The organism is Brevundimonas sp. UBA4553 (genome assembly GCF_002387245.1).
Taxonomy (GTDB): Bacteria; Pseudomonadota; Alphaproteobacteria; order Caulobacterales; family Caulobacteraceae; genus Brevundimonas.
Genome location: NZ_DGLD01000021.1, coordinates 68,043 through 85,717, shown reverse-complemented (window position 1 = coordinate 85,717; position 17,675 = coordinate 68,043). Strand labels below are relative to the sequence as shown.

Sequence of the window (17,675 nt, the reverse complement as noted above, 5' to 3'; positions counted from 1 at the left end):
TTCAGCCTTGCAGCATTCTGAATTCCAGCCTGGTCTTCGCCTGCATGATCCTTGATCGCCGCCTCGTCCTGATGGCCCTCGCCGCCGGCCTGAGCGGCTGCGCCGGCTCGCGCACGGGCGACGCCTACGCCACCCAGACTGCTCCGGCCGATCAGTTCCCCGACGTCCCCTTCGCCGACTGGACCGACGTAGAACCCGAATACCTGCTCTATCCCGGCGACGAGATCGAGGTGGCGCTGCCGACCGCCACCGAGCTGACACGCCAGTTGAGGGTGGGGCCGGACGGCCGGGTATCCCTGCCCCTCCTGGGCCACGTCATGGCGGCCGATCGCACCCTCTCTCAGCTGGAGGCGGATATCTCCGCCGGCTACGCCAGCCAGCTGCGCCGCCCCGAAGTCGAGGTCACGCTGCGCCTGGCGGGTCCGCTCAAGGTCTGGGTCGATGGCGAGGTTCGCAATCCGGGCGTCTTCGACATGCCAGGCGACATCGACGCATACCAGGCCGTCGTCATGGCCGGCGGCGTCCTGCCCTCCGCCAAGGCCGAACAGGCCGCCCTGATCCGCAGGGGGCCGGGCAATGTCCGAATGATGCGCGTGGTCGATCTGCGCCCGCGCCAAGGCCAACTGGTCGCCTTGCGCCGTGGCGACATCATCTTCATCCCGCGCACCACCCTGGGCGAACTCGCCGCCTTCTTCACCCAGGTGAGAGCGGCCCTCCCCATCGGCTTCAGCTACTCGCTGAACGGCGGCTACGCCTCGACCTGAACCCGCTTCCGGGGCGGCAAGGATTTCAGCCAAGGGTGTAAAACTGTTGGGGTCGGATCGGCGCGATTTGTACGCCTTGGGGGAGCAATTCCAAATCCCGCTTTCGACCCGTTGCGGACAGTCGGAGCTTCCGCTTTAGAATATAGCGTTTGCAGAGTTTTCCGGTGGAATGATGCCCTCAGCTATCTGGCCGTTGCGCTCCAAGACTTCCTTACGAGAGAAGCTCCGACTGACTTTGTCCGATGGTGACACGGTCGTCCTCGTTGAAGTGCTTCGTAATCGGCGTGGTACCGAAGAAGACAATCGCAACGTTTATCGCCTCACTCCGGCAGGCAACGTTGTCTGGCAGATCCAATCTGGTGCAATACGGGAGGCATTTGAGCCATTCGCCAATGTCTATTACGATGATGCTGGCGAGTTGATGGTCTACTGCTCGAATGGGGTTGAGTATCCGGTTGACCTCAGATCAGGCGCTTTAGGAAAAGGCGAGTTGATCAGGTAGTTGACGAGCGGGGATTCCGCTCCCCACCCATTCCTGACGTCGAGGGCGACTGCTTTCCGACATGGGGGCCGATGCCCGCTTTCGGCGTCGAAGCCCAGGACCGAAATCGACCCGTAGCGGACATCAGCGGCTTGCGGCACACTCCGTCCATGGCTCTGAACGACTACCACGGCGAGTATGTCACCGGCGGCACGTTTCTCTACGACGGACTTGTCGCCAAGCGTGTAACCATCATCGCGAAAGACCATGACGCCTCTTACGCGCTTGGCAAGGCAGAGGACTGGCTAGAACCCGGCGAGACACCGATGCCGGTAGGTCCGGACGGCGTTCTATATTACCAGCTTGGCGAGATCACTCCGCACCAGACGCTGGCCCAAGTGAAGGCTTGGATCGATGGAAAGGCCTATGGACCTATTGAATGGGATGCGCCCGTGAAACCATCGACGGATGCTTCCGGCACCAGCGGTCCGTGGGGACGGCGACCATAGGCGCGATGTCCAAGTTCCACCCCTAAGCGAACTTCGCTTCACGACCCGTAGCGGGCTTTGAACAGACACGGCTCTGAGGTATCGTTGTTCTTAGAGCAATCTTCAGGGCAGGGTCATGGATCGCCGAAACTTCGTCGCGTTCGCCACATTGGGCTCCTTGGTCGCTTCGCCCCCCGGGCTTGCCGCTTCGCCAAGTGATGCCACAGCGGTGTCGGCCTTGCTCGTCGAGTATCAGGCCGCCTGGAACGCGGGCGACGCCGCTCGAATGTTCCGCTTGGCAACGGATGACGTTCACTGGGTTAATATCGTCGGCATGCATTGGCAGGGCAAGGCGCAGGCAGAGTTGGCCCACAGGATCTACCTGGAGATGATGTTCAAGGACGTGCCCCTGACACTGGAACAAGTCGAGAGTGTCGTGCCCATTGGAGCGGACGCGCTGGCTGTCGTGGCGCGATGGAATATGGGGGCGTTCACCACACCGGACGGCAATGCCGTGCCACCGTCAAAAGACCGGATGAGCCTCGTGCTTCAGCGAACCGCAGACGGACTTAGGATCGCGCATGGGGCCAACGTGCAGATTGACCAAGTTGCCCAGCAGTTCGACCCGGCTAAAGGACCTCCGCCGGCTCAACGCTAGGCTCGAACCCCCGCACCCCAAGAGCAACGTCTGCTTTCCCCCTTTAGCGGACGTTCAACAGGTCTGCTTTTAGGGAGCAATGACCAGTGCCGATCAACGGAACCGACCGAACGGCGACTTTTCCGCTTTTGGACGAGTGTAAAACTCGTCCAGCCCAAACGGGCTAACCCATGGTCGGGGCGAGAGGATTCGAACCTCCGACCCTCTGGTCCCAAACCAGATGCGCTACCAGGCTGCGCTACACCCCGAACCGATGGAGCGCCCTCATGGCACGGGGCGCGGCGCGCCGCAACGTATTGAATGGCTTAAAGGCGCCTAGGGACGAAAGAAGCTGTGGCGAACTTCATCGCCAGGCTTGGCGCCGATCTCCGCCGCGCGGCCGGCGCGCAGTTCCAGCACCCCGTTCGCGGCGCCGTTCGACGGCAGCGGTGTTTCCGAATAGGGCGTGGCGTGGCTGGCGATCGAGACGATCCGGCCTTGCGGGTCGATGTAGATGATGTCCAGAGAACTGGGCGTGTTCTTCATCCAGAAGCTCTGCTCGGTCGCCGTCGGGAACTGGAACAGCATCCCCCGGTCGTCATCCAGCGGCGGTCGATACATCAGGCCGCGCTCGCGCTCCGCTTCGTCGTCGGCGATCTCGACCATGAAGTTGTGCTCGCCCGAGGCTGTCACAATGCTCAACGGCTCGAGGGCGCGTCCGGCGGCGTCCACCGGCCCCTTGGGCGCACAGGCCGACGCCAGACCCACGACGGCCAGAGCGCCTGCCAGCAATACACGACGCGAGAAATCCATGACTTCGCCCCTTGAGGGCGAATCTAGTCACCCGGCCTGATCTCGGCGACCACCAGGCCCTTGGGACCATCGGCGAACCGCACCTGCACCACGTCGCCGGGGACCAGATCATCCAGCCCGCAACGACGCAGCGTTTCGACATGGACGAAGATATCGCCGGCCGCGCCGTCGCGCACCACGAATCCATAGCCCTTGGTGCGATTGAACCATTTGACGACCGCCGTCTCCAGCGGGCCGCTGTCGCCCAGGTCGAGCGTGGCGCGCGGCGAAGGCGAGCGCGGCGCCTCGCGGCGGATCGGCATGGGCGCGCCTTCACCCAGATCGATGACGCGCACGACTTGCCACCCCTTGGGACGGCGGGCGCATTCACAGGTGATGGCTGCACCTTCAGCCGCGGCCTCGTGGCCGCCGTCGCGCAGGCTGCTCACGTGCAGCAGCACATCCTTCAACTCGGTCAGGTCGGGCTCATCAGGCACGATGAAGCCATAACCCTTGCCCGGGTCGAACCATTTCACCGTGCCGGCGATCAGGACAATGTCCGGCGCTTCCATCTCGTCGTAGTCCGACAACTCATAACCCCCGCCTGCAAAGCGTGCAGGGGCCATGATTAACACGGTTCTGTGAACCACGGGAAAACAAAAATGACGATTTTAAGCCCCCACGGCCGCAAAAATGAAGCCTTCTGAAACAGGGCGGCGGCTATCGATGTGGGGGATAGCTCCGCGTGGCAGTCCCTAGGGGAATCGAACCCCTCTTTTCAGGTTGAAAACCTGACGTCCTAACCGATAGACGAAGGGACCGCTGCGCGGAGGAGCGGCCTGATAGCCCTCCCTTTCGGACGACGCAAGCCTGTTTTTCGACTTTACGAACAAAGACATCGCACGCCACGCATCCGCGCGACAAACCCTGCGCGAAGCAGGCGAACTCGATACCGATGTCGGGGGGAGGAAAACTCCGCGTGGCAGTCCCTAGGGGAATCGAACCCCTCTTTTCAGGTTGAAAACCTGACGTCCTAACCGATAGACGAAGGGACCGCTGCGCGGAGGACCGGGGTAATAGCCGCCGATTCCGCCGCTTGCAAGCGCTTGCTGCGCAGTTTGTGTGACTTTTTCAAAGACCTGCGCTCGTCCAGGCCTGAACCTCAGGCCATGCGCGGGTCGGCCACGTCCTCGATCTCGAATTGCACGCCGCGACGGCCGTTCCAGTCGTCTGCCTTCAACCGCCCGACCAGGTTCAGCCCCCCCTGCCCCGCCAGCAGCGCCTTGCCGCCAGGCAGGTCGGCGCAGCGCCAGGCGATGGCCCGCACCGAAGCCCCGTCCGCACCGACCAGACGGCACCGCACATGGCCGCCGTTCATGGCCACCGGCTCGCGCGCCTGCACGCCCTGCAGCGCGAACAGGGGCTCCGGATTAGCCGGCCCATAGGGAGCCAGTTGTTCAAACGCCTCGAACAGGTCACGCGTCGCCGCCCGCGGGTCGATCAGGGCGTCGATCTCCACCCAGTCCTGGGCCACGGCTTCGGCCCGCTCGCCGGACAGTCGCTCGTTGAGGAAGGCCCGTAGTTCGTCAATCCGGTCCGCCGCCACCGTCAGGCCCGCCGCCATGGCGTGCCCGCCCCCGGCGATCAGCACGCCCTCGTTCCACGCCGCCTGCACCGCCCGCCCCAGGTTCATGCCCGGCTGCGACCGGCCCGAGCCCTTGCCCACCCCGTTTATGGCGTCCACGCCGATGACGATGACCGGCTTTCTCCACCGCTCGCGCAGACGCCCCGCGACGATGCCGACCACCCCGGGATGCCAGTCCTCGCCCGATACGACGATCAGGGCAGACTCGTCATTGTGCGCGCCGGTCGCCTCAACCCGGCGCACGGCCTGTTCGGTCACCTGGGCCTCGACCTCGCGACGGGCGATGTTCAGGGCGTCCAGCTCCTGAGCCAGCATCTTCGCCTCGTCGGCGTCGTCGGTGGACAGGAGGCGCGCCCCCAGATCCGACTTGCCGATCCGCCCGCCTGCATTGATGCGCGGCCCGAGGATGAAGCCCGCGTGGTTGGACTTGGCTGGCCCCGGCTCGGCCCCGGCGGCGGCCAGCAGAGCGCGCAGCCCCGGGTTGTTCCAGTCCGACATGACCTTGAGACCCAGGCTGGTCAGGGCTCGATTAAAGCCGGTCAGGCCCGTCACGTCGCAGATGGCGCCCATGGCCGCCAGATCCAGCCACTGTCGGATGTCGGGTTCGGCGCGCCCCTCGAACAGGCCCCTCGCCCGCGCCTCGCGGTTCAGCGCCGCCAGCAGGACGAAGACCACCCCTGCCGCCGCCAGATTGCCCTGCCCCGAGCCGCAGCCCGGCCGGTTCGGATTGACCACGGCCAGACAGGCCGGCGGCTCCTCGCGCATCATGTGGTGGTCGATGACCACGACCTTCAGGCCAATGGCGGCGGCATGGGCCACGGCCTCGTTGGCCGCCGCCCCGCAGTCCACGGTGACGACCAGATCGGCGCCGCGGCTCTTCAAGGTGTCGAACGCCCGCGCGCTGGGTCCATAGCCCTCGGTCAGCCGATCGGGGACATAGATGGGCAGGTCCGCGCCGAAGGTGCGGAACCAGCGCACCAGCAGCGCCGCGCTGGACGCCCCGTCCACGTCGTAGTCAGCGAAGATGTGAATGCTGGCGCCCGCCTGCAGCGCATCGATGATCGCCGTCGCCGCCTTGTCCATGTCCATGAAGCTGGAGGGATCGGGAAACAGCGCCCGTAGAGTCGGCGTCAGGAAGTTTCGCCCCTGATCCGCCGCTACGCCGCGCGCCGCCAGCGCCCGCGCCATCAGTTCATCAAGGTCCAGCGCCTGCATATGGGCCCGGATGGTTGCCGCCTCGGCCGGGCGCTGTCGCCACGCGCGCCCGGACAGGGAACGCGAAACGCCGAGGAAGGCGGGACTGTGTCCACCGTCAGCCATGAGAAATCCTTGTCAGTCCCGCATCATTCCGGGATTCTGTCGGTCCGGCGACAGGACGGATCAGGAGCGCGGCCGGTCGATCGGCGGCGGCGCGGCGGCGCGACGGCGCAGGGTCTCGGCGAAGGCCTCGACCTGCTCCGGCGTCTGGGCCCCGATGGGCGCCATGCGGGCGGGATCAAAGCGACGGTTGATCGATTCGACGAAGGCGGTCGGATCACTGTCCAAGACCCAGTCGATGCCCGCCACCTGGCTCGCCAGGGCGCCGCTCTGGACGCCCAGCGCACTAACGTTCGCCGCCACCTGCGCCGGCTGCGGCAGGTCGGTCGGTTCCGCCGGAAAATCGGCCCAGCGCGGATAGTCGCGGTTGGCGTCCACCAGTTCCTGGATACGTGGCGCCAGCGGCGAGGTCGCGTCCGTCTGGGGGTCGAACGAGCCGACACAGCCGCCCGTGGCCAGCAGCAGGCCGGTCATCGCCGGCAGGATCGTCTTTTTCGACAGGAACACGTTCATCTCACCCCCGGTCATATGCCATCATCGATCCCGGAGGAAGGCTCGCGGCCGCACGCGAGACCGGTTCCGGAGGTTCGCCCATGGCCAAGCGCCCGACCAAGGCTCCCCCCGCCCCGCTGCCGGCCGCCGCCGCGCCGCGGAAGTCCGGCCGTCCCACCTCGGCCAAGCCTCGCGCGAAGAAGGCCCCGCCGCCTGACGCCGCCTCCGAATCGCCACCCAAGGCGGAGCCCCAGCCGCAGACGCCGCCTCAACCCGAGGCCGCCGTCGATCCCTTCGCGTTTGGGGCCGATCAGCGCCACTTGCTGGAAACCCTGTCGCTGAATCTGGCCAAGGCGGCCATGACGGCCCAGTCGGCCATCGCCGAGGCCGCCCTCAGCCAGGCCGACCGCCCTGCCGCCCTGTCGCCGGATCCATTCAACGTAGCCCCGGCCATGACCTCGATCATGACCAGCCTGGCGGCACGCCCCGAGAAGCTGTTTCAGGCCCAGGCCGACCTGTTCGGCCGCTATATGGATCTGTGGTCCTCCACCGCCCGTCGCGCCATGGGCGAGGAGGCGGCGCCCGCCCCGTCAACCGACAAGCGCTTCCGCGACCCGGCCTGGAGCGAAAATCCGGTCTTCGACGTCATGCGCCAGTCCTATCTGGTCACGTCCGACTGGATGAACGGCTTGGTCGCCAGCGTCGACGACGTCGATCCGCGCGTGAAACGCCGCGCCGAGTTCTTCACCAAGCTGCTGACCGACGCCTTCTCGCCGTCCAACTTCCTCGCTTCCAACCCTGCGGCGCTCAAGGCCCTGGCCGACACCGGCGGCGAGTCTTTGGTCAAGGGCATGCAGAACTTCGCCGCCGACCTGGAGCGCGGCGCCGGCAAGCTGAAGATCAGCCAGGCTGACTATGGTCAGTTCACGGTCGGCGAGAACGTCGCCACCGCCCCCGGTCAGGTGGTCTGGCGCGACGAACTGTTCGAACTGATCCAGTTCGACGCCGCGACCGACGCCCAGCACGCCGTCCCCCTGCTGATCTTCCCGCCGTGGATCAACAAGTTCTACATCATGGATCTTCAGCCGGCGAACTCGCTGATACGCTGGTTGTCGGCCCAGGGCTTCACCGTCTTCGTCTGCTCCTGGGTCAATCCGGATAAGGACAAGGCCGGGTTCGGCTTTGACGAATACCTGCATAAGGGCGTCTATCGCGCCGTCGAGAAAACCCTGGAGCAGACCGGCCAGAAGCAGTTGAACGCCGTCGGCTACTGCATCGGCGGCACCCTGTTGGGCGCGGCCCTCGCCCATATGGCGGCCAACAAGGATGCTCGCGTCGCCTCCGCCACCTTCTTCGCCGCCCAGCACGACTTCGCCGAGGCCGGCGACCTGCTGCTGTTCACCGACGAGCACTGGCTAGCCGAGATCGAGCAACAGATGGACGCCGCCGGCGGGGTCCTTCCCGGCAGCGCCATGGCCGAGACCTTCAACGCCCTGCGCGCCAACGACCTGATCTGGTCCTTCTTCGTGTCCAACTATCTGATGGGCAAGGCGCCGCCAGCCTTCGATCTTCTGTTCTGGAACGCCGACCAGACCCGGATGCCGAAACGCCTGCACCTCGACTACCTGCGTCAGATGTACGGTCGGAACGCGCTGGCCCAGGGCCAGTTCGAGATTGGCGGCCAGCGGATCGACCTGTCGACGGTCCAGACGCCCCTCTACTTCCTGGCCAGCCGCGAGGACCACATCGCGCCGATGAACTCGGTCTATCGTTCGGCGCGCCTGTTCGGCGGCCCTGTGACCTACACCCTGGCCGGATCAGGCCACATCGCCGGCGTCATCAACCCGCCCGCCGCCAACAAATACCAGCACTGGACCAACCCCGCCCTTCCCGAGACGCTCTCGGAATGGCAAGCGGAAGCACAACAACACCCGGGCAGCTGGTGGATCCACTGGGCTACCTGGCTGCACGAGAAATCAGGCGAACAGATTCCCGCCCGCGACCCGAAGACCGGCCCGCTGAAGCCCATCGAGCCTGCGCCCGGCGCCTATGTGAAAGTGAAGTCTTGAAGCGTATCGAACCCAACCTGCTGCTGGCGCTCGCCACCGCCGTCCCTCTCGCTCTTCTGGTCGCGACCGCCAGCCTGTTTGGCGAACCGGGCCAGATGCTGAAGTATGTTCTTCTGGCCGTGGTCTGCTCAGTCCTGTTCGTCGTCTTCAACGGCGTCCTGGCCAGGCGGTCGGGATCGCAGCGCCCGCCGATGATCCACCCCGAGGCCGCCGCCACCGCGGTCTGGGCCAGCCTTTTTCCGCTGATCCTTATCTTCTGCGCCGCCATCCCGGTCTTCTTTCCGGGCCACGACTACGGTCTGCTCGTCATCATCGCCGCTATCCTGTTCGGCGGGACGGTGGAATCCGCGCTGAAGGCCCGAAAGGGTCAATGAAGTCGGTCCTTTTCGGAGCCTTGACGCTGGCTATGGCGGCCAGCCCGGCGGCCGCCCAGGACGCTCCCATCCAGGCTGACAAGATCATCCTCGTGGGCGATTCCACGACGGCGGTCGGCAGCGGCTGGGGCGGCGCCTTCTGCGACCGTCACGTCCTGTCGGCCCTGGCCTGCGTCAACCTGGGCCGACAGGGACGCAGCACCTCGACCTATCGAACCGAAGGCTCCTGGGATCTGGCGCTGAACGAGATGGCGACGCCGGGTTATCAGACCGTCTGGGTGATGATCCAGTTCGGTCACAACGACCAGCCCGGCAAGCGCAGCTCCACCGATCTGGCGACCCAGTTCTCCGCCAACCTGCGCGCCTATGTGGCAGAGGCCCGCGCCCGCGGCGCCCGCCCTGTTTTGCTGACGCCCCTGACCCGTCGCCATTTCAAGGACGGCCAGCTTCAGAACACGCTGCTCCCCTGGGCCGAAGCCATCCGCGCGGTCGCGGTCGAGACGAACACGCCCCTGATCGATTTGAACGCCGCCAGCGCCGAGCTGGTCCAGCGCCTTGGCGCGTCTGAGGCCGCGCGCCTGTCGCCGGGCGCGCCTCCGCCGGATTTCGAAGCGGCCCTGCGCGCAGGAAACACCCCGCCGACTCCGCCCGCCGCGACGCCGCCCGCGACCGCACACGGTCGCCATGTCGATGATTTCGACTACACCCACCTCGGCCCCGAAGGCGCCGCTGTCATCGCCAGCCTGGTGGCGCGCGACTTGATCGCAGTCGCGCCGGACCTGGCCCCTCGCCTCGTCCCCTGAACCATGTCAGGCGGGCCGAAAGCTCAGCGCCACCCCGTTGTTGCAATAACGTCGCCCCGTGGGCGCCGGTCCATCCATGAACAGATGCCCTTGATGCCCCAGACAGCGGGCGCAGTGGTATTCAGTGCGGGCGATGCCGATCAGGCGGTCGGTCTTGGTCCCGATATTGTCCTGCATGACCCGCGTGAAACTGGGCCAGCCGGTGCCGCTGTCGTACTTCCACCCCGACTGAAACAGCGGCAGGGCGCAGCCCTTGCAGACAAAGACTCCCCGCCGATGCTCGTCGTTCAGGGGGCTGCTGAACGGGCGCTCCGTCCCCTCATGACGCAGCACACGCCATGAGGCGTCACCCAGCCGCCGCTTCCAGTCCGCATCACTGATCCGGCGAAAGGGCGAGCCGCCCCACTGGCCCTCCGAGGCGTCCGCCGCCTCCGGCGCACAGCCCGACAGGGCGACGGCGACGCCGCCCAGCAGCACGGACCTTCGATCAAATACGGCGTCCATGCCCCCCTATACGGCGGCCGGCCGTCTTTGGTTCAGATCAGGCCGGTCGCTTCGTCCAGACCCAGCATGATGTTGAGGTTCTGCACCGCCGCACCCGAGGCGCCCTTGCCCAGATTGTCGAGCATAGCGACCAGACGCGCCTGCTCCCCGCCCCGATCACCAAAGACGTGCAGACGCATCCGGTTGGTGCCGTTCAGGGCCTCGGGCTCGATGCCCGTCATGGCCTCGGTCTCGTCCAGATCGGCGACCTCGACGAAGCGCTGGCCGTCATAGGCCTCCAGCAGCGCGCCGTGCAGCCGCTCGACCGAGGGCGTCTCCGGTAGAACGGACAGGTGCAGCGGAACCTCGACCAGCATCCCCTGGCGATAATTGCCCACGGCGGGCGCGAACAGGACGTTGCGCGACAGGCCCGTATGCTGGGTCATTTCCGGCACGTGCTTGTGCTTCAGCGTCAGGCCATAGGCACGATAGGCGGTCGACGCGCCCTCGGCCTCGAACTCGGCGATCATGGCCTTGCCGCCGCCGGAATAGCCCGACACCGCATTGACCGTGACCGGATGCCCGGCCGGCACCAGACCCGCCCGCACCAGCGGCCGCATCAGGCCGATGAACCCGGTCGGATAGCAGCCGGGGTTCGACACCCGCGTCGAGGCGGCGATGGCCGCGCGCTGGCCCGCATCCATCTCGGCGAAACCATAGGTCCAGGCCGGATCGACCCGGAACGCCGTCGAGGCGTCGATGACCCGCACGCTGGGGTTCTCGATCATCGACACGGCTTCTTTCGCTGCATCGTCAGGCAGACACAGGATGACCGCATCAGCGCTGTTCAGCGCCTCGCGCCGCGCCGCGACATCGCGCCGACGCTCGCCCAACAGGATCAGCTCCAGATCCGTGCGCGCCTCCAGACGCTCGCGGATCTCCAGCCCCGTGGTCCCGGCCTCGCCGTCGATGAAGATGGTGTGGGTCATCTTACGCTCCTGATCCTTCTCCCCTTGCGGGAGAAGGTGGCCCGCGCAGCGGGTCGGATGAGGGGTCTTGCTGACCCGACAATCTGGCGACTTTCAGACGACGACTTCAAACGAGGGCGAAACCCCTCATCCGTCGACCTGCGGTCGCCACCTTCTCCCGCAAGGGGAGAAGGAAAAAGCCAAGAAAAAGGGCGCTCCGGGTTTCCCCGAAGCGCCCCAAATCCAAATCGCCAGAAAGCGATTAGCGCTTCGAGAACTGGAAGCTGCGGCGTGCCTTGGCGCGGCCGTACTTCTTACGCTCGACGACGCGGCTGTCGCGGGTCAGGAAGCCGTGCGGCTTCAGGACCTTGCGCAGTTCCGGCTCGAAGTGCGTCAGAGCGTGCGACAGGCCGTGGCGGATAGCGCCGGCCTGGCCCGACAGGCCCGAACCTTCGACGGTGCAGATCACGTCGTATTGCGTGGCGCGGTCCGAAACGGTCAGCGGCTGAGCGATCATCATGCGCAGGACGGGACGAGCGAAGTAAACTTCCTGGTCGCGGCCATTGATGGTGATCTTGCCGGTGCCCGGCTTGATCCAGACGCGAGCGATCGCGTTCTTGCGCTTGCCAGTCGAGTAGGCGCGGCCCTGGGCGTCCAGCTTTTGCTCGTAGACGGGCGCGTCGTTCTCGGCCGAGGCGGTCAGGCCCTTCAGGGCGTCGAAGCCGGTGGCTTCAGCAGTCACGTCGGTCATGCTCAGACGCTCCGGGTGTTCTTGGCCGAGGCCGACTTGAAGTCGATGGTCTGCGGCTGTTGGGCTTCGTGGTCGTGCGCGGCGCCGGCGAACAGACGCAGGTGCGTCATCTGCTTGCGGGCCAGCGGGCTTTCCTTCGGCAGCATGCGCTCAACGGCCTTCTCGAGCACGCGCTCGGGGAAGCGGCCGTTCAGGACCTTCTCCGGGGTCGTCTGCTTGATGCCGCCCGGGTGACCGGTGTGGCGGTAGTAGACCTTGTCGGTGTTCTTCTTGCCGGTGAACACCACCTTGTCGACGTTGGTGACGACGACGTAGTCGCCCATGTCAACGTGCGGGGTGTAGGTCGGCAGGTGCTTGCCGCGCAGACGGTTGGCGATGAAGGTCGCGAGGCGGCCCACCACGACGCCTTCGGCGTCGATGTGGATCCACTTCTTTTCGACCTCTGCCGGCTTCATCGAAGCCGTAGTGCTCTTCAGCATATTGAGGGTCCTAAAGACGAACGGTGCGGCCCACCCCAAGACAGGGATGAGCGGAAGGCGTGCTGATAGAGGGTCATCCACAGGAGGTCAACACCCGATAGCGACACACTTTCAGGACATATCTTTGATTTAAAACGATTTATCGTAAACGGTATTAAAATACCCAACTCTCGCATCCGCAATCCCTCCCTTACTCCTCTTGCGGGAGAAGGTGGCTCGCAAAGCGAGACGGATGAGGGCTCGCTTTCCCGGATGGATTAAAGGAACACCGCAGCCCTCGCGGAACACGGTTCCCGTTACGCTCCGAACCATGCCACGCTCGCGGCCATCCCGCCGCCTCGCAAGGATCACGAGATGCGCCGCCTCGCCCTACTCCTGTCGACCCTGGCTCTCATCGGATGCGCGCCGAGGCCGCCCGTCGCGGCGACCGCATCTACGCAAAGAAGCCCGTGCACGAACGGCATTCTCGCCCTTTACTTCAACGAAGAGGCCCCGACCCTGCGGCCCACAGTTTCGATGGAGTGGCCAGCGCGCGCGACGAAAGAATGCCCCGGCGTCGCCTTCAAGGTGATCGGTCTGCCTGAGCCGTCCACCACCAACCTGCAGGGCCGCCGCGCTGAGTCCGTTGCTCTGGCCCTGCGCGCCTTTGGCGTCCCTCAGCCGACCTTTGAACCGGGCGACGCGAACGATCAGGCGCGTCCGGTCCTGGAAATCCTCGCCCGTCCTGACCGATAGACGCTCGAGTTTTTGTTCTTGCTTTGTTCCAATCCTGTGCCATCCTCGTCTCATGAAGACGGCGATGAAAGGACGCGGCGCACGCTCCAACAACTCGGGCCGGTATGAAGCCGACCGGCGCGAGGAATTCGACGACGGCTGGACGGATCAGGACGAAGCGGCCGCGCCGCTGCGCACCACCCTCTCACCGGAACACGCGCGCACCATCATCGCCAGGAACACCAGTCCCGACGTCGGCTTCGATCGCTCCATCAACCCCTACAAGGGCTGCGAACATGGTTGCATCTACTGCTACGCCCGTCCGTCCCATGCCTGGATGGGCCTATCCCCGGGTCTGGATTTCGAGAGCCGGATCTTCTTCAAGCCCCACGCGGCGAGTCTGCTGGAACAGGAGCTCGCCAAGCCCCGATACGTCTGCAAGCGCATCCACATAGGCGGCAACACCGATCCCTATCAGCCGATCGAGCGTGAGACCCAATCGACGCGCTCGATCCTGCAGGTCATGCAGCGCTTCAACCACCCGTTCAGCATCATCACCAAGTCGGTGCTGATCGCCCGCGACGCCGACATTCTGGGTCCCATGGGCCGCGAAGGCCTGGCCTCGGCCTTCGTGTCGATCACCACCCTGGATCGCGGCCTGGCGCGAGCGATGGAGCCGCGCGCCTCCACTCCCGCCAAGCGTCTGGAGGCGATCAGCCGACTGGCCGAGGCCGGCTGCCCGGTCGGCGTCGGCTTCGCCCCCGTCATTCCCGGCCTCAACGACCACGAGATGGAAGCCATCCTCGAAGCGGCGCAGAAGGCCGGCGCGAGCTCGGCCATGTATGTGACCCTGCGCCTTCCGCTGGAAATCAAGGACCTGTTCCGCGAATGGCTGGCCGACGCCCGGCCCGAGCGCGCGGCCCGCGTCATGTCCCTGATCCGCCAGACGCGCGGCGGCAAGGACTACGACCCCGACTGGGCCCAGCGCATGAAGGGAACCGGCCCCGTCGCCGACCTGATCGCCGCCCGGTTCAAGGCCGCGATCAAGCGCTACGGTCTCGATGCGCCCCGCACACCGCTTGATGTGACGCAGTTCCGCGTCCCCGCCGAGATGAGACCCCAGTTGGAGCTGTTCGGCTAGACGCCGAACGGATCATCCAGGCTGTGCGACGGCAGGGTGAACCACGCCGGTCCCTGTTCCGTCAGGTAGAAGTGATCCTCCAACCGCACGCCGAACTGGCCCGGGATCACCAGCATGGGCTCGTTCGAGAAGCACATCCCGGCCTGAAGCACCGTCCGGTCGCCTCGCACCAGATTGGGCGCTTCGTGGATATCCAGGCCGATGCCGTGTCCGGTCCGATGCGGCAGGCCCGGCAGACGATAGTCGGGGCCATAACCCTGCGCGGTCAGATAATCGCGCGCCGCAGCGTCTACGCTCTCGCAGCTGGCGCCGAGCTGCGCGGCCTCGAAAGCCAGGGCCTGCGCCTGCTTTTCGTGCTCCCAGACCCGCCGGAACTCGGCCGTGGGCTCGCCGAACACATAGGTCCGCGTGATGTCCGAGTGATAGCCGTCCACCAGCGTGCCGGTGTCGATCAGCACCACGTCGTCGGCCTTCAGCGCCCGATCCCCCTCGCCCCCGTGCGGCAGACAGGTGTCGTCGCCGAACGAGACCAGGCAAAACCACGAGCCGCCCTCTCCGCCCAGCCTGCGGTGTTCGGCGTCAATGAAGCCCTTCACCTCGGACGTCAGGACGCCCTCCTGCAACCAGTCGCGCGTCCGACGCTGAACCTCCAGCGTAATGGCCTTGGCGCGCGTCAGCAGCGCGATTTCCGCGCTCGACTTGATGCTGCGCAACCGTGTGGTCAGCGGGCCGCCATCAACCAGGCGCTCCTGACCCAGGGTCCGCGCCAGACCCAGCCAGACAAAGGCCCCGACCAGTTCGTCCACCGCCAGTCGTCCGCCCGAGGAGAGGCGCCCGCCGACGAGAGCGTAAGGGTTCTCATCTTCCTGCCACGTCAGAATCTTACCGGGAACGGCGCCGTCGGCCATTGTCAGACCCATGACCTTGTCCAGCTCGAAACGCGGGCAGACATACTCCACCCGCCCGTCGGCGTGGATCAGCGCGCCCAGCAGCCGCTCGGACGGATGCCAGTCCAGACCGGTGAAATAGCGTAGCGACGTAGTGGAGCCGAGCAGCAGCGCCTCGAGCCCCTGCGCCTCGAGCACACCCGCCAGGGCTTCGATGCGGCTGCGCCGCTCATTGCGGCTGATGGGCATGGCGGCGGGCGCGATAAAGGACATGGCTACACTCTAGCGGCGGAACAGACCGACCAGTTCGACATGGGTGGACCACAGGAACTGGTCAATCGGCGTGACCTTTTCCAGCCTGAAGCCGGCGTCGATCAGGATGCGCGCGTCACGCGCGAAGGTCTGCGGATTGCACGACACGCCGACGACTAGGCCCGCCTTCGTGCCCGGCAGTTGCTCGGTCTGCTCTCGCGCGCCCGCTCGCGGCGGGTCGATCACAATGGCCTCGCAGCCCTTGAGATCATAGGGCGACAGGGGACGGCGGAACAGGTCGCGCGCCTGGGCCTCGATGGTCTTGAGGCCCTGGGCGGTCGACACGCCGGCCTTCAGCGCCGCGATGGAGGCCGCCGACGAATCCGCCGCCACGACGCTGGCCACCTCTCCCAGAGGGAAGGTGAAGGTGCCGGCGCCGCAGAACAGGTCGGCGACCTTCTTGGCCCCCCTAACCGCGTCCACCGCCCGGCTGACCATGGCGGCTTCGGCGGCTGGCGCGGCCTGCAGAAATGCGCCGGGCGGCAGGGGCACGGTGGCCCGGCCAAAGGTGACGCGAGGCTGTCGCGCCATCACCAGGGTGTCCCCGTCCAGGCTGAGACGCGCCAGATCGGCCTCGGCCGCCGCCGCGATCGCGCGCGCGGTCACGTCGGCGGTCAACCCGCCCGACTTCTTCTCGACGCCTGTCACATCCACATCCAGCCCGGTGTCCGTCAGGGTGACATGAAGGGTCGGCGCCGACTTGGGATGGCCCAGGAAGGGGGCCGCCACCCTGGCCAGGGCCGGCAACGCCGCCGTCAGCGCCGGGTGCGATACGGGGCAGTCCGTCAGCTCGACCAGCCGCCACGAGCGCCGCGCCTTGAACCCCAGAAGGACGCGTCCGCCCGGTCCGCTGCGCGCGTGAAGGGCCAGACGGCGGCGGCTGGCCTGGGGCACGGCGACCGTCGCCTCGACCTCGGTCTCGATCCCTTCCCGCGCCAGCGTCTGGATCACGATGTCCCGCTTCCACGCCAGATAGGGTTCGTCCGCCCAGTGCTGCATCGGCGCGACGCCGCACTCGGCATAGGTCTCGGAATGGATGGGGCGGCGATCCGGACTAGCCTCGATCAGGTCGAACTGTTCGGCCCGTCCGTCCTTCACCTCGGCCGAGACCGTTTCTCCCGGCAGGGCGCCGGGCACGAATACGAGGCCATGGGGCGTGTCGGCGATCCCGTCGCCCTGATGGCCCATGCGGGCGATGGTCAGCGTCTGCGTCATGGCGCGGCTTCTAGCCGGTCCTGTCCGAAATCTGAAACCTGAACGAAGATGAACGACGCGATCAAAAGCCGTTCAGCTTCGCCCGCCTATCTCTGGATGCAACAGACAGCGCGCCGCAGCCGTTCAGCTCAGGGTTCTGTCGCAGGGATACGAATGATGATCGGTCATCTGTCAAAATGGGCTTCCGCCACGGCCGTCGCCGCCCTGGCGGTGACAGGGTCGCTTATGGTTCCGGGCGTCGTCAGCGCCCAGACCTATGGCTATGGCTACCCGCCCGCCTACAACAACTACGGCTCGCAAGGCGGCTACTACGACCCCTGCGTCAGTGATCAACGGACGCGGACCGCCACCGGCGGTCTGGTCGGCGCCACCATCGGCGCCGTGGTCGGCTCCCAGCTCGCGGCGCGTGGACGTCGGACCGAAGGCAGCGTTCTGGGCGGCGTCCTCGGCGCGGCGATCGGCGCCGGAGTCGGCAATAATTCCGCGGCCAACTGCGACCCGCGTTACCGGTCGTCGAGCTATGGCTACAACAGCTACAGCCAGCCATACGGCCAGACCTACATCCCGCCCGCCTACGGCTATGACAACTCCGGCTACGACAACCGGTATTACGCGTACGGCCGCAACGACGGGCAGTACGACCAGGGCTACAGTCAGCCCGCCCCGGACTATCGCTATCAGAACAGCAACGACGGATGCCGCCTCGCCGAGAGCGTCATTCGCCTGCCCGACGGTCGCAGCGAGACGCGCTACGTGCGCACCTGCCCCGACCAGGACGGCCGCTATCGCGTCGTGGATTAAGTTTCAGCCCCCCTGTCGATCCACGACGTGAAGAGGGCCGCCGGATCACCGGCGGCCCTCTG

19 protein-coding genes and 3 tRNA genes are annotated in these 17,675 nt (G+C 66.1%); 9 read left to right on the top strand and 13 right to left on the bottom strand.

Annotated features, from left to right (window positions below):
• The first annotated feature begins 44 nt into the window (after positions 1–44).
• The 3 genes from B4A39_RS15560 to B4A39_RS15550 all read left to right on the top strand — a co-directional run bounded on the left by B4A39_RS15560 (position 45) and on the right by B4A39_RS15550 (position 2,391).
• Positions 45–764, top strand: a complete 720-nt coding sequence (locus B4A39_RS15560; RefSeq protein WP_292037492.1) for a polysaccharide biosynthesis/export family protein — start codon at positions 45–47, stop codon at positions 762–764.
• Between the two features lie 651 nt (positions 765–1,415).
• On the top strand, positions 1,416–1,754 hold the full coding sequence (locus tag B4A39_RS15555) for a hypothetical protein (RefSeq protein WP_292037491.1): 339 nt from the start codon (positions 1,416–1,418) through the stop codon (positions 1,752–1,754).
• A gap of 115 nt (positions 1,755–1,869) precedes the next feature.
• The gene (locus B4A39_RS15550; protein WP_292037489.1) at positions 1,870–2,391 is read left to right on the top strand and encodes an SgcJ/EcaC family oxidoreductase; all 522 of its coding nucleotides are present in this window, start codon (positions 1,870–1,872) and stop codon (positions 2,389–2,391) included.
• 171 nt (positions 2,392–2,562) lie between these two features.
• Here the strand turns inward: B4A39_RS15550 and B4A39_RS15545 are convergent.
• From B4A39_RS15545 to B4A39_RS15515, 7 genes are all read right to left on the bottom strand, one after another.
• A tRNA-Pro gene (locus tag B4A39_RS15545) sits at positions 2,563–2,639 on the bottom strand.
• A gap of 67 nt (positions 2,640–2,706) precedes the next feature.
• Positions 2,707–3,183: a DUF192 domain-containing protein gene (locus B4A39_RS15540; RefSeq protein WP_292037488.1), complete on the bottom strand. Its 477-nt coding sequence runs from the start codon at positions 3,181–3,183 to the stop codon at positions 2,707–2,709.
• A gap of 23 nt (positions 3,184–3,206) precedes the next feature.
• Positions 3,207–3,788 carry a cold-shock protein gene (locus B4A39_RS15535; protein ID WP_409449555.1) on the bottom strand — a complete coding sequence of 194 codons (582 nt, stop codon included), beginning with the start codon at positions 3,786–3,788 and terminating at the stop codon, positions 3,207–3,209.
• A gap of 120 nt (positions 3,789–3,908) precedes the next feature.
• Positions 3,909–3,983, bottom strand: a tRNA-Glu gene (locus B4A39_RS15530).
• 159 nt (positions 3,984–4,142) lie between these two features.
• A tRNA-Glu gene (locus B4A39_RS15525) sits at positions 4,143–4,217 on the bottom strand.
• A 107-nt stretch (positions 4,218–4,324) separates the two neighbouring features.
• Entirely contained in the window at positions 4,325–6,127 is a 1,803-nt protein-coding gene (recJ, locus tag B4A39_RS15520; protein WP_292037487.1) for a single-stranded-DNA-specific exonuclease RecJ, read from the bottom strand.
• A gap of 60 nt (positions 6,128–6,187) precedes the next feature.
• Positions 6,188–6,652: a hypothetical protein gene (locus tag B4A39_RS15515; protein WP_292037486.1), complete on the bottom strand. Its 465-nt coding sequence runs from the start codon at positions 6,650–6,652 to the stop codon at positions 6,188–6,190.
• Positions 6,653–6,717: 65 nt separating this feature from the next.
• On the opposite strand from B4A39_RS15515, the gene phaC reads away from it, so the two are divergent.
• Genes phaC through B4A39_RS15500 form a run of 3 tightly spaced genes read left to right on the top strand, consistent with a single transcriptional unit; the run spans position 6,718 to position 9,862 of the window.
• Complete coding sequence (gene phaC / locus B4A39_RS15510; RefSeq protein ID WP_292037485.1) at positions 6,718–8,685, top strand: class I poly(R)-hydroxyalkanoic acid synthase; 1,968 nt, start codon at positions 6,718–6,720, stop codon at positions 8,683–8,685.
• Entirely contained in the window at positions 8,682–9,059 is a 378-nt protein-coding gene (locus B4A39_RS15505) for a hypothetical protein (protein WP_292037484.1), read from the top strand. The genes phaC and B4A39_RS15505 overlap by 4 nt, the downstream gene beginning before the upstream one ends.
• Positions 9,056–9,862, top strand: coding sequence for a rhamnogalacturonan acetylesterase (locus B4A39_RS15500; RefSeq protein ID WP_292037482.1), 807 nt, complete (start codon positions 9,056–9,058; stop codon positions 9,860–9,862). Before B4A39_RS15505 ends, B4A39_RS15500 begins: the two co-directional genes overlap by 4 nt.
• Positions 9,863–9,868: 6 nt before the next feature.
• Here B4A39_RS15500 and msrB read toward each other — a convergent pair whose 3' ends face one another.
• From msrB to rplM, 4 genes are all read right to left on the bottom strand, one after another.
• Positions 9,869–10,366 carry a peptide-methionine (R)-S-oxide reductase MsrB gene (gene msrB / locus B4A39_RS15495; protein WP_292037481.1) on the bottom strand — a complete coding sequence of 166 codons (498 nt, stop codon included), beginning with the start codon at positions 10,364–10,366 and terminating at the stop codon, positions 9,869–9,871.
• A 32-nt stretch (positions 10,367–10,398) separates the two neighbouring features.
• Positions 10,399–11,334 carry an N-acetyl-gamma-glutamyl-phosphate reductase gene (gene argC / locus B4A39_RS15490; protein WP_292037480.1) on the bottom strand — a complete coding sequence of 312 codons (936 nt, stop codon included), beginning with the start codon at positions 11,332–11,334 and terminating at the stop codon, positions 10,399–10,401.
• Between the two features lie 241 nt (positions 11,335–11,575).
• Positions 11,576–12,064, bottom strand: coding sequence for a 30S ribosomal protein S9 (gene rpsI / locus B4A39_RS15485; RefSeq protein WP_292037479.1), 489 nt, complete (start codon positions 12,062–12,064; stop codon positions 11,576–11,578).
• A gap of 2 nt (positions 12,065–12,066) precedes the next feature.
• On the bottom strand, positions 12,067–12,543 hold the full coding sequence (rplM, locus tag B4A39_RS15480) for a 50S ribosomal protein L13 (protein WP_292037478.1): 477 nt from the start codon (positions 12,541–12,543) through the stop codon (positions 12,067–12,069).
• 354 nt (positions 12,544–12,897) lie between these two features.
• Here rplM and B4A39_RS15475 point away from each other — a divergent pair, with 354 nt between their 5' ends.
• Together B4A39_RS15475 and B4A39_RS15470 are read left to right on the top strand one after the other, a co-directional pair.
• On the top strand, positions 12,898–13,278 hold the full coding sequence (locus B4A39_RS15475) for a hypothetical protein (RefSeq protein ID WP_292037477.1): 381 nt from the start codon (positions 12,898–12,900) through the stop codon (positions 13,276–13,278).
• A gap of 52 nt (positions 13,279–13,330) precedes the next feature.
• The gene (locus B4A39_RS15470; protein WP_292037475.1) at positions 13,331–14,398 is read left to right on the top strand and encodes a PA0069 family radical SAM protein; all 1,068 of its coding nucleotides are present in this window, start codon (positions 13,331–13,333) and stop codon (positions 14,396–14,398) included.
• Here the strand turns inward: B4A39_RS15470 and B4A39_RS15465 are convergent.
• Positions 14,395–15,558, bottom strand: coding sequence for a M24 family metallopeptidase (locus tag B4A39_RS15465; RefSeq protein WP_292037473.1), 1,164 nt, complete (start codon positions 15,556–15,558; stop codon positions 14,395–14,397). The genes B4A39_RS15470 and B4A39_RS15465 overlap by 4 nt on opposite strands.
• A 9-nt stretch (positions 15,559–15,567) precedes the next feature.
• Positions 15,568–16,812 (bottom strand): class I SAM-dependent RNA methyltransferase, encoded by a 1,245-nt coding sequence (locus B4A39_RS15460; RefSeq protein WP_292037472.1) that lies wholly within the window; start codon positions 16,810–16,812, stop codon positions 15,568–15,570.
• Between the two features lie 156 nt (positions 16,813–16,968).
• On the opposite strand from B4A39_RS15460, the gene B4A39_RS15455 reads away from it, so the two are divergent.
• Positions 16,969–17,613 (top strand): glycine zipper 2TM domain-containing protein, encoded by a 645-nt coding sequence (locus B4A39_RS15455; protein ID WP_292037471.1) that lies wholly within the window; start codon positions 16,969–16,971, stop codon positions 17,611–17,613.
• The last annotated feature ends 62 nt before the right edge of the window (positions 17,614–17,675 follow it).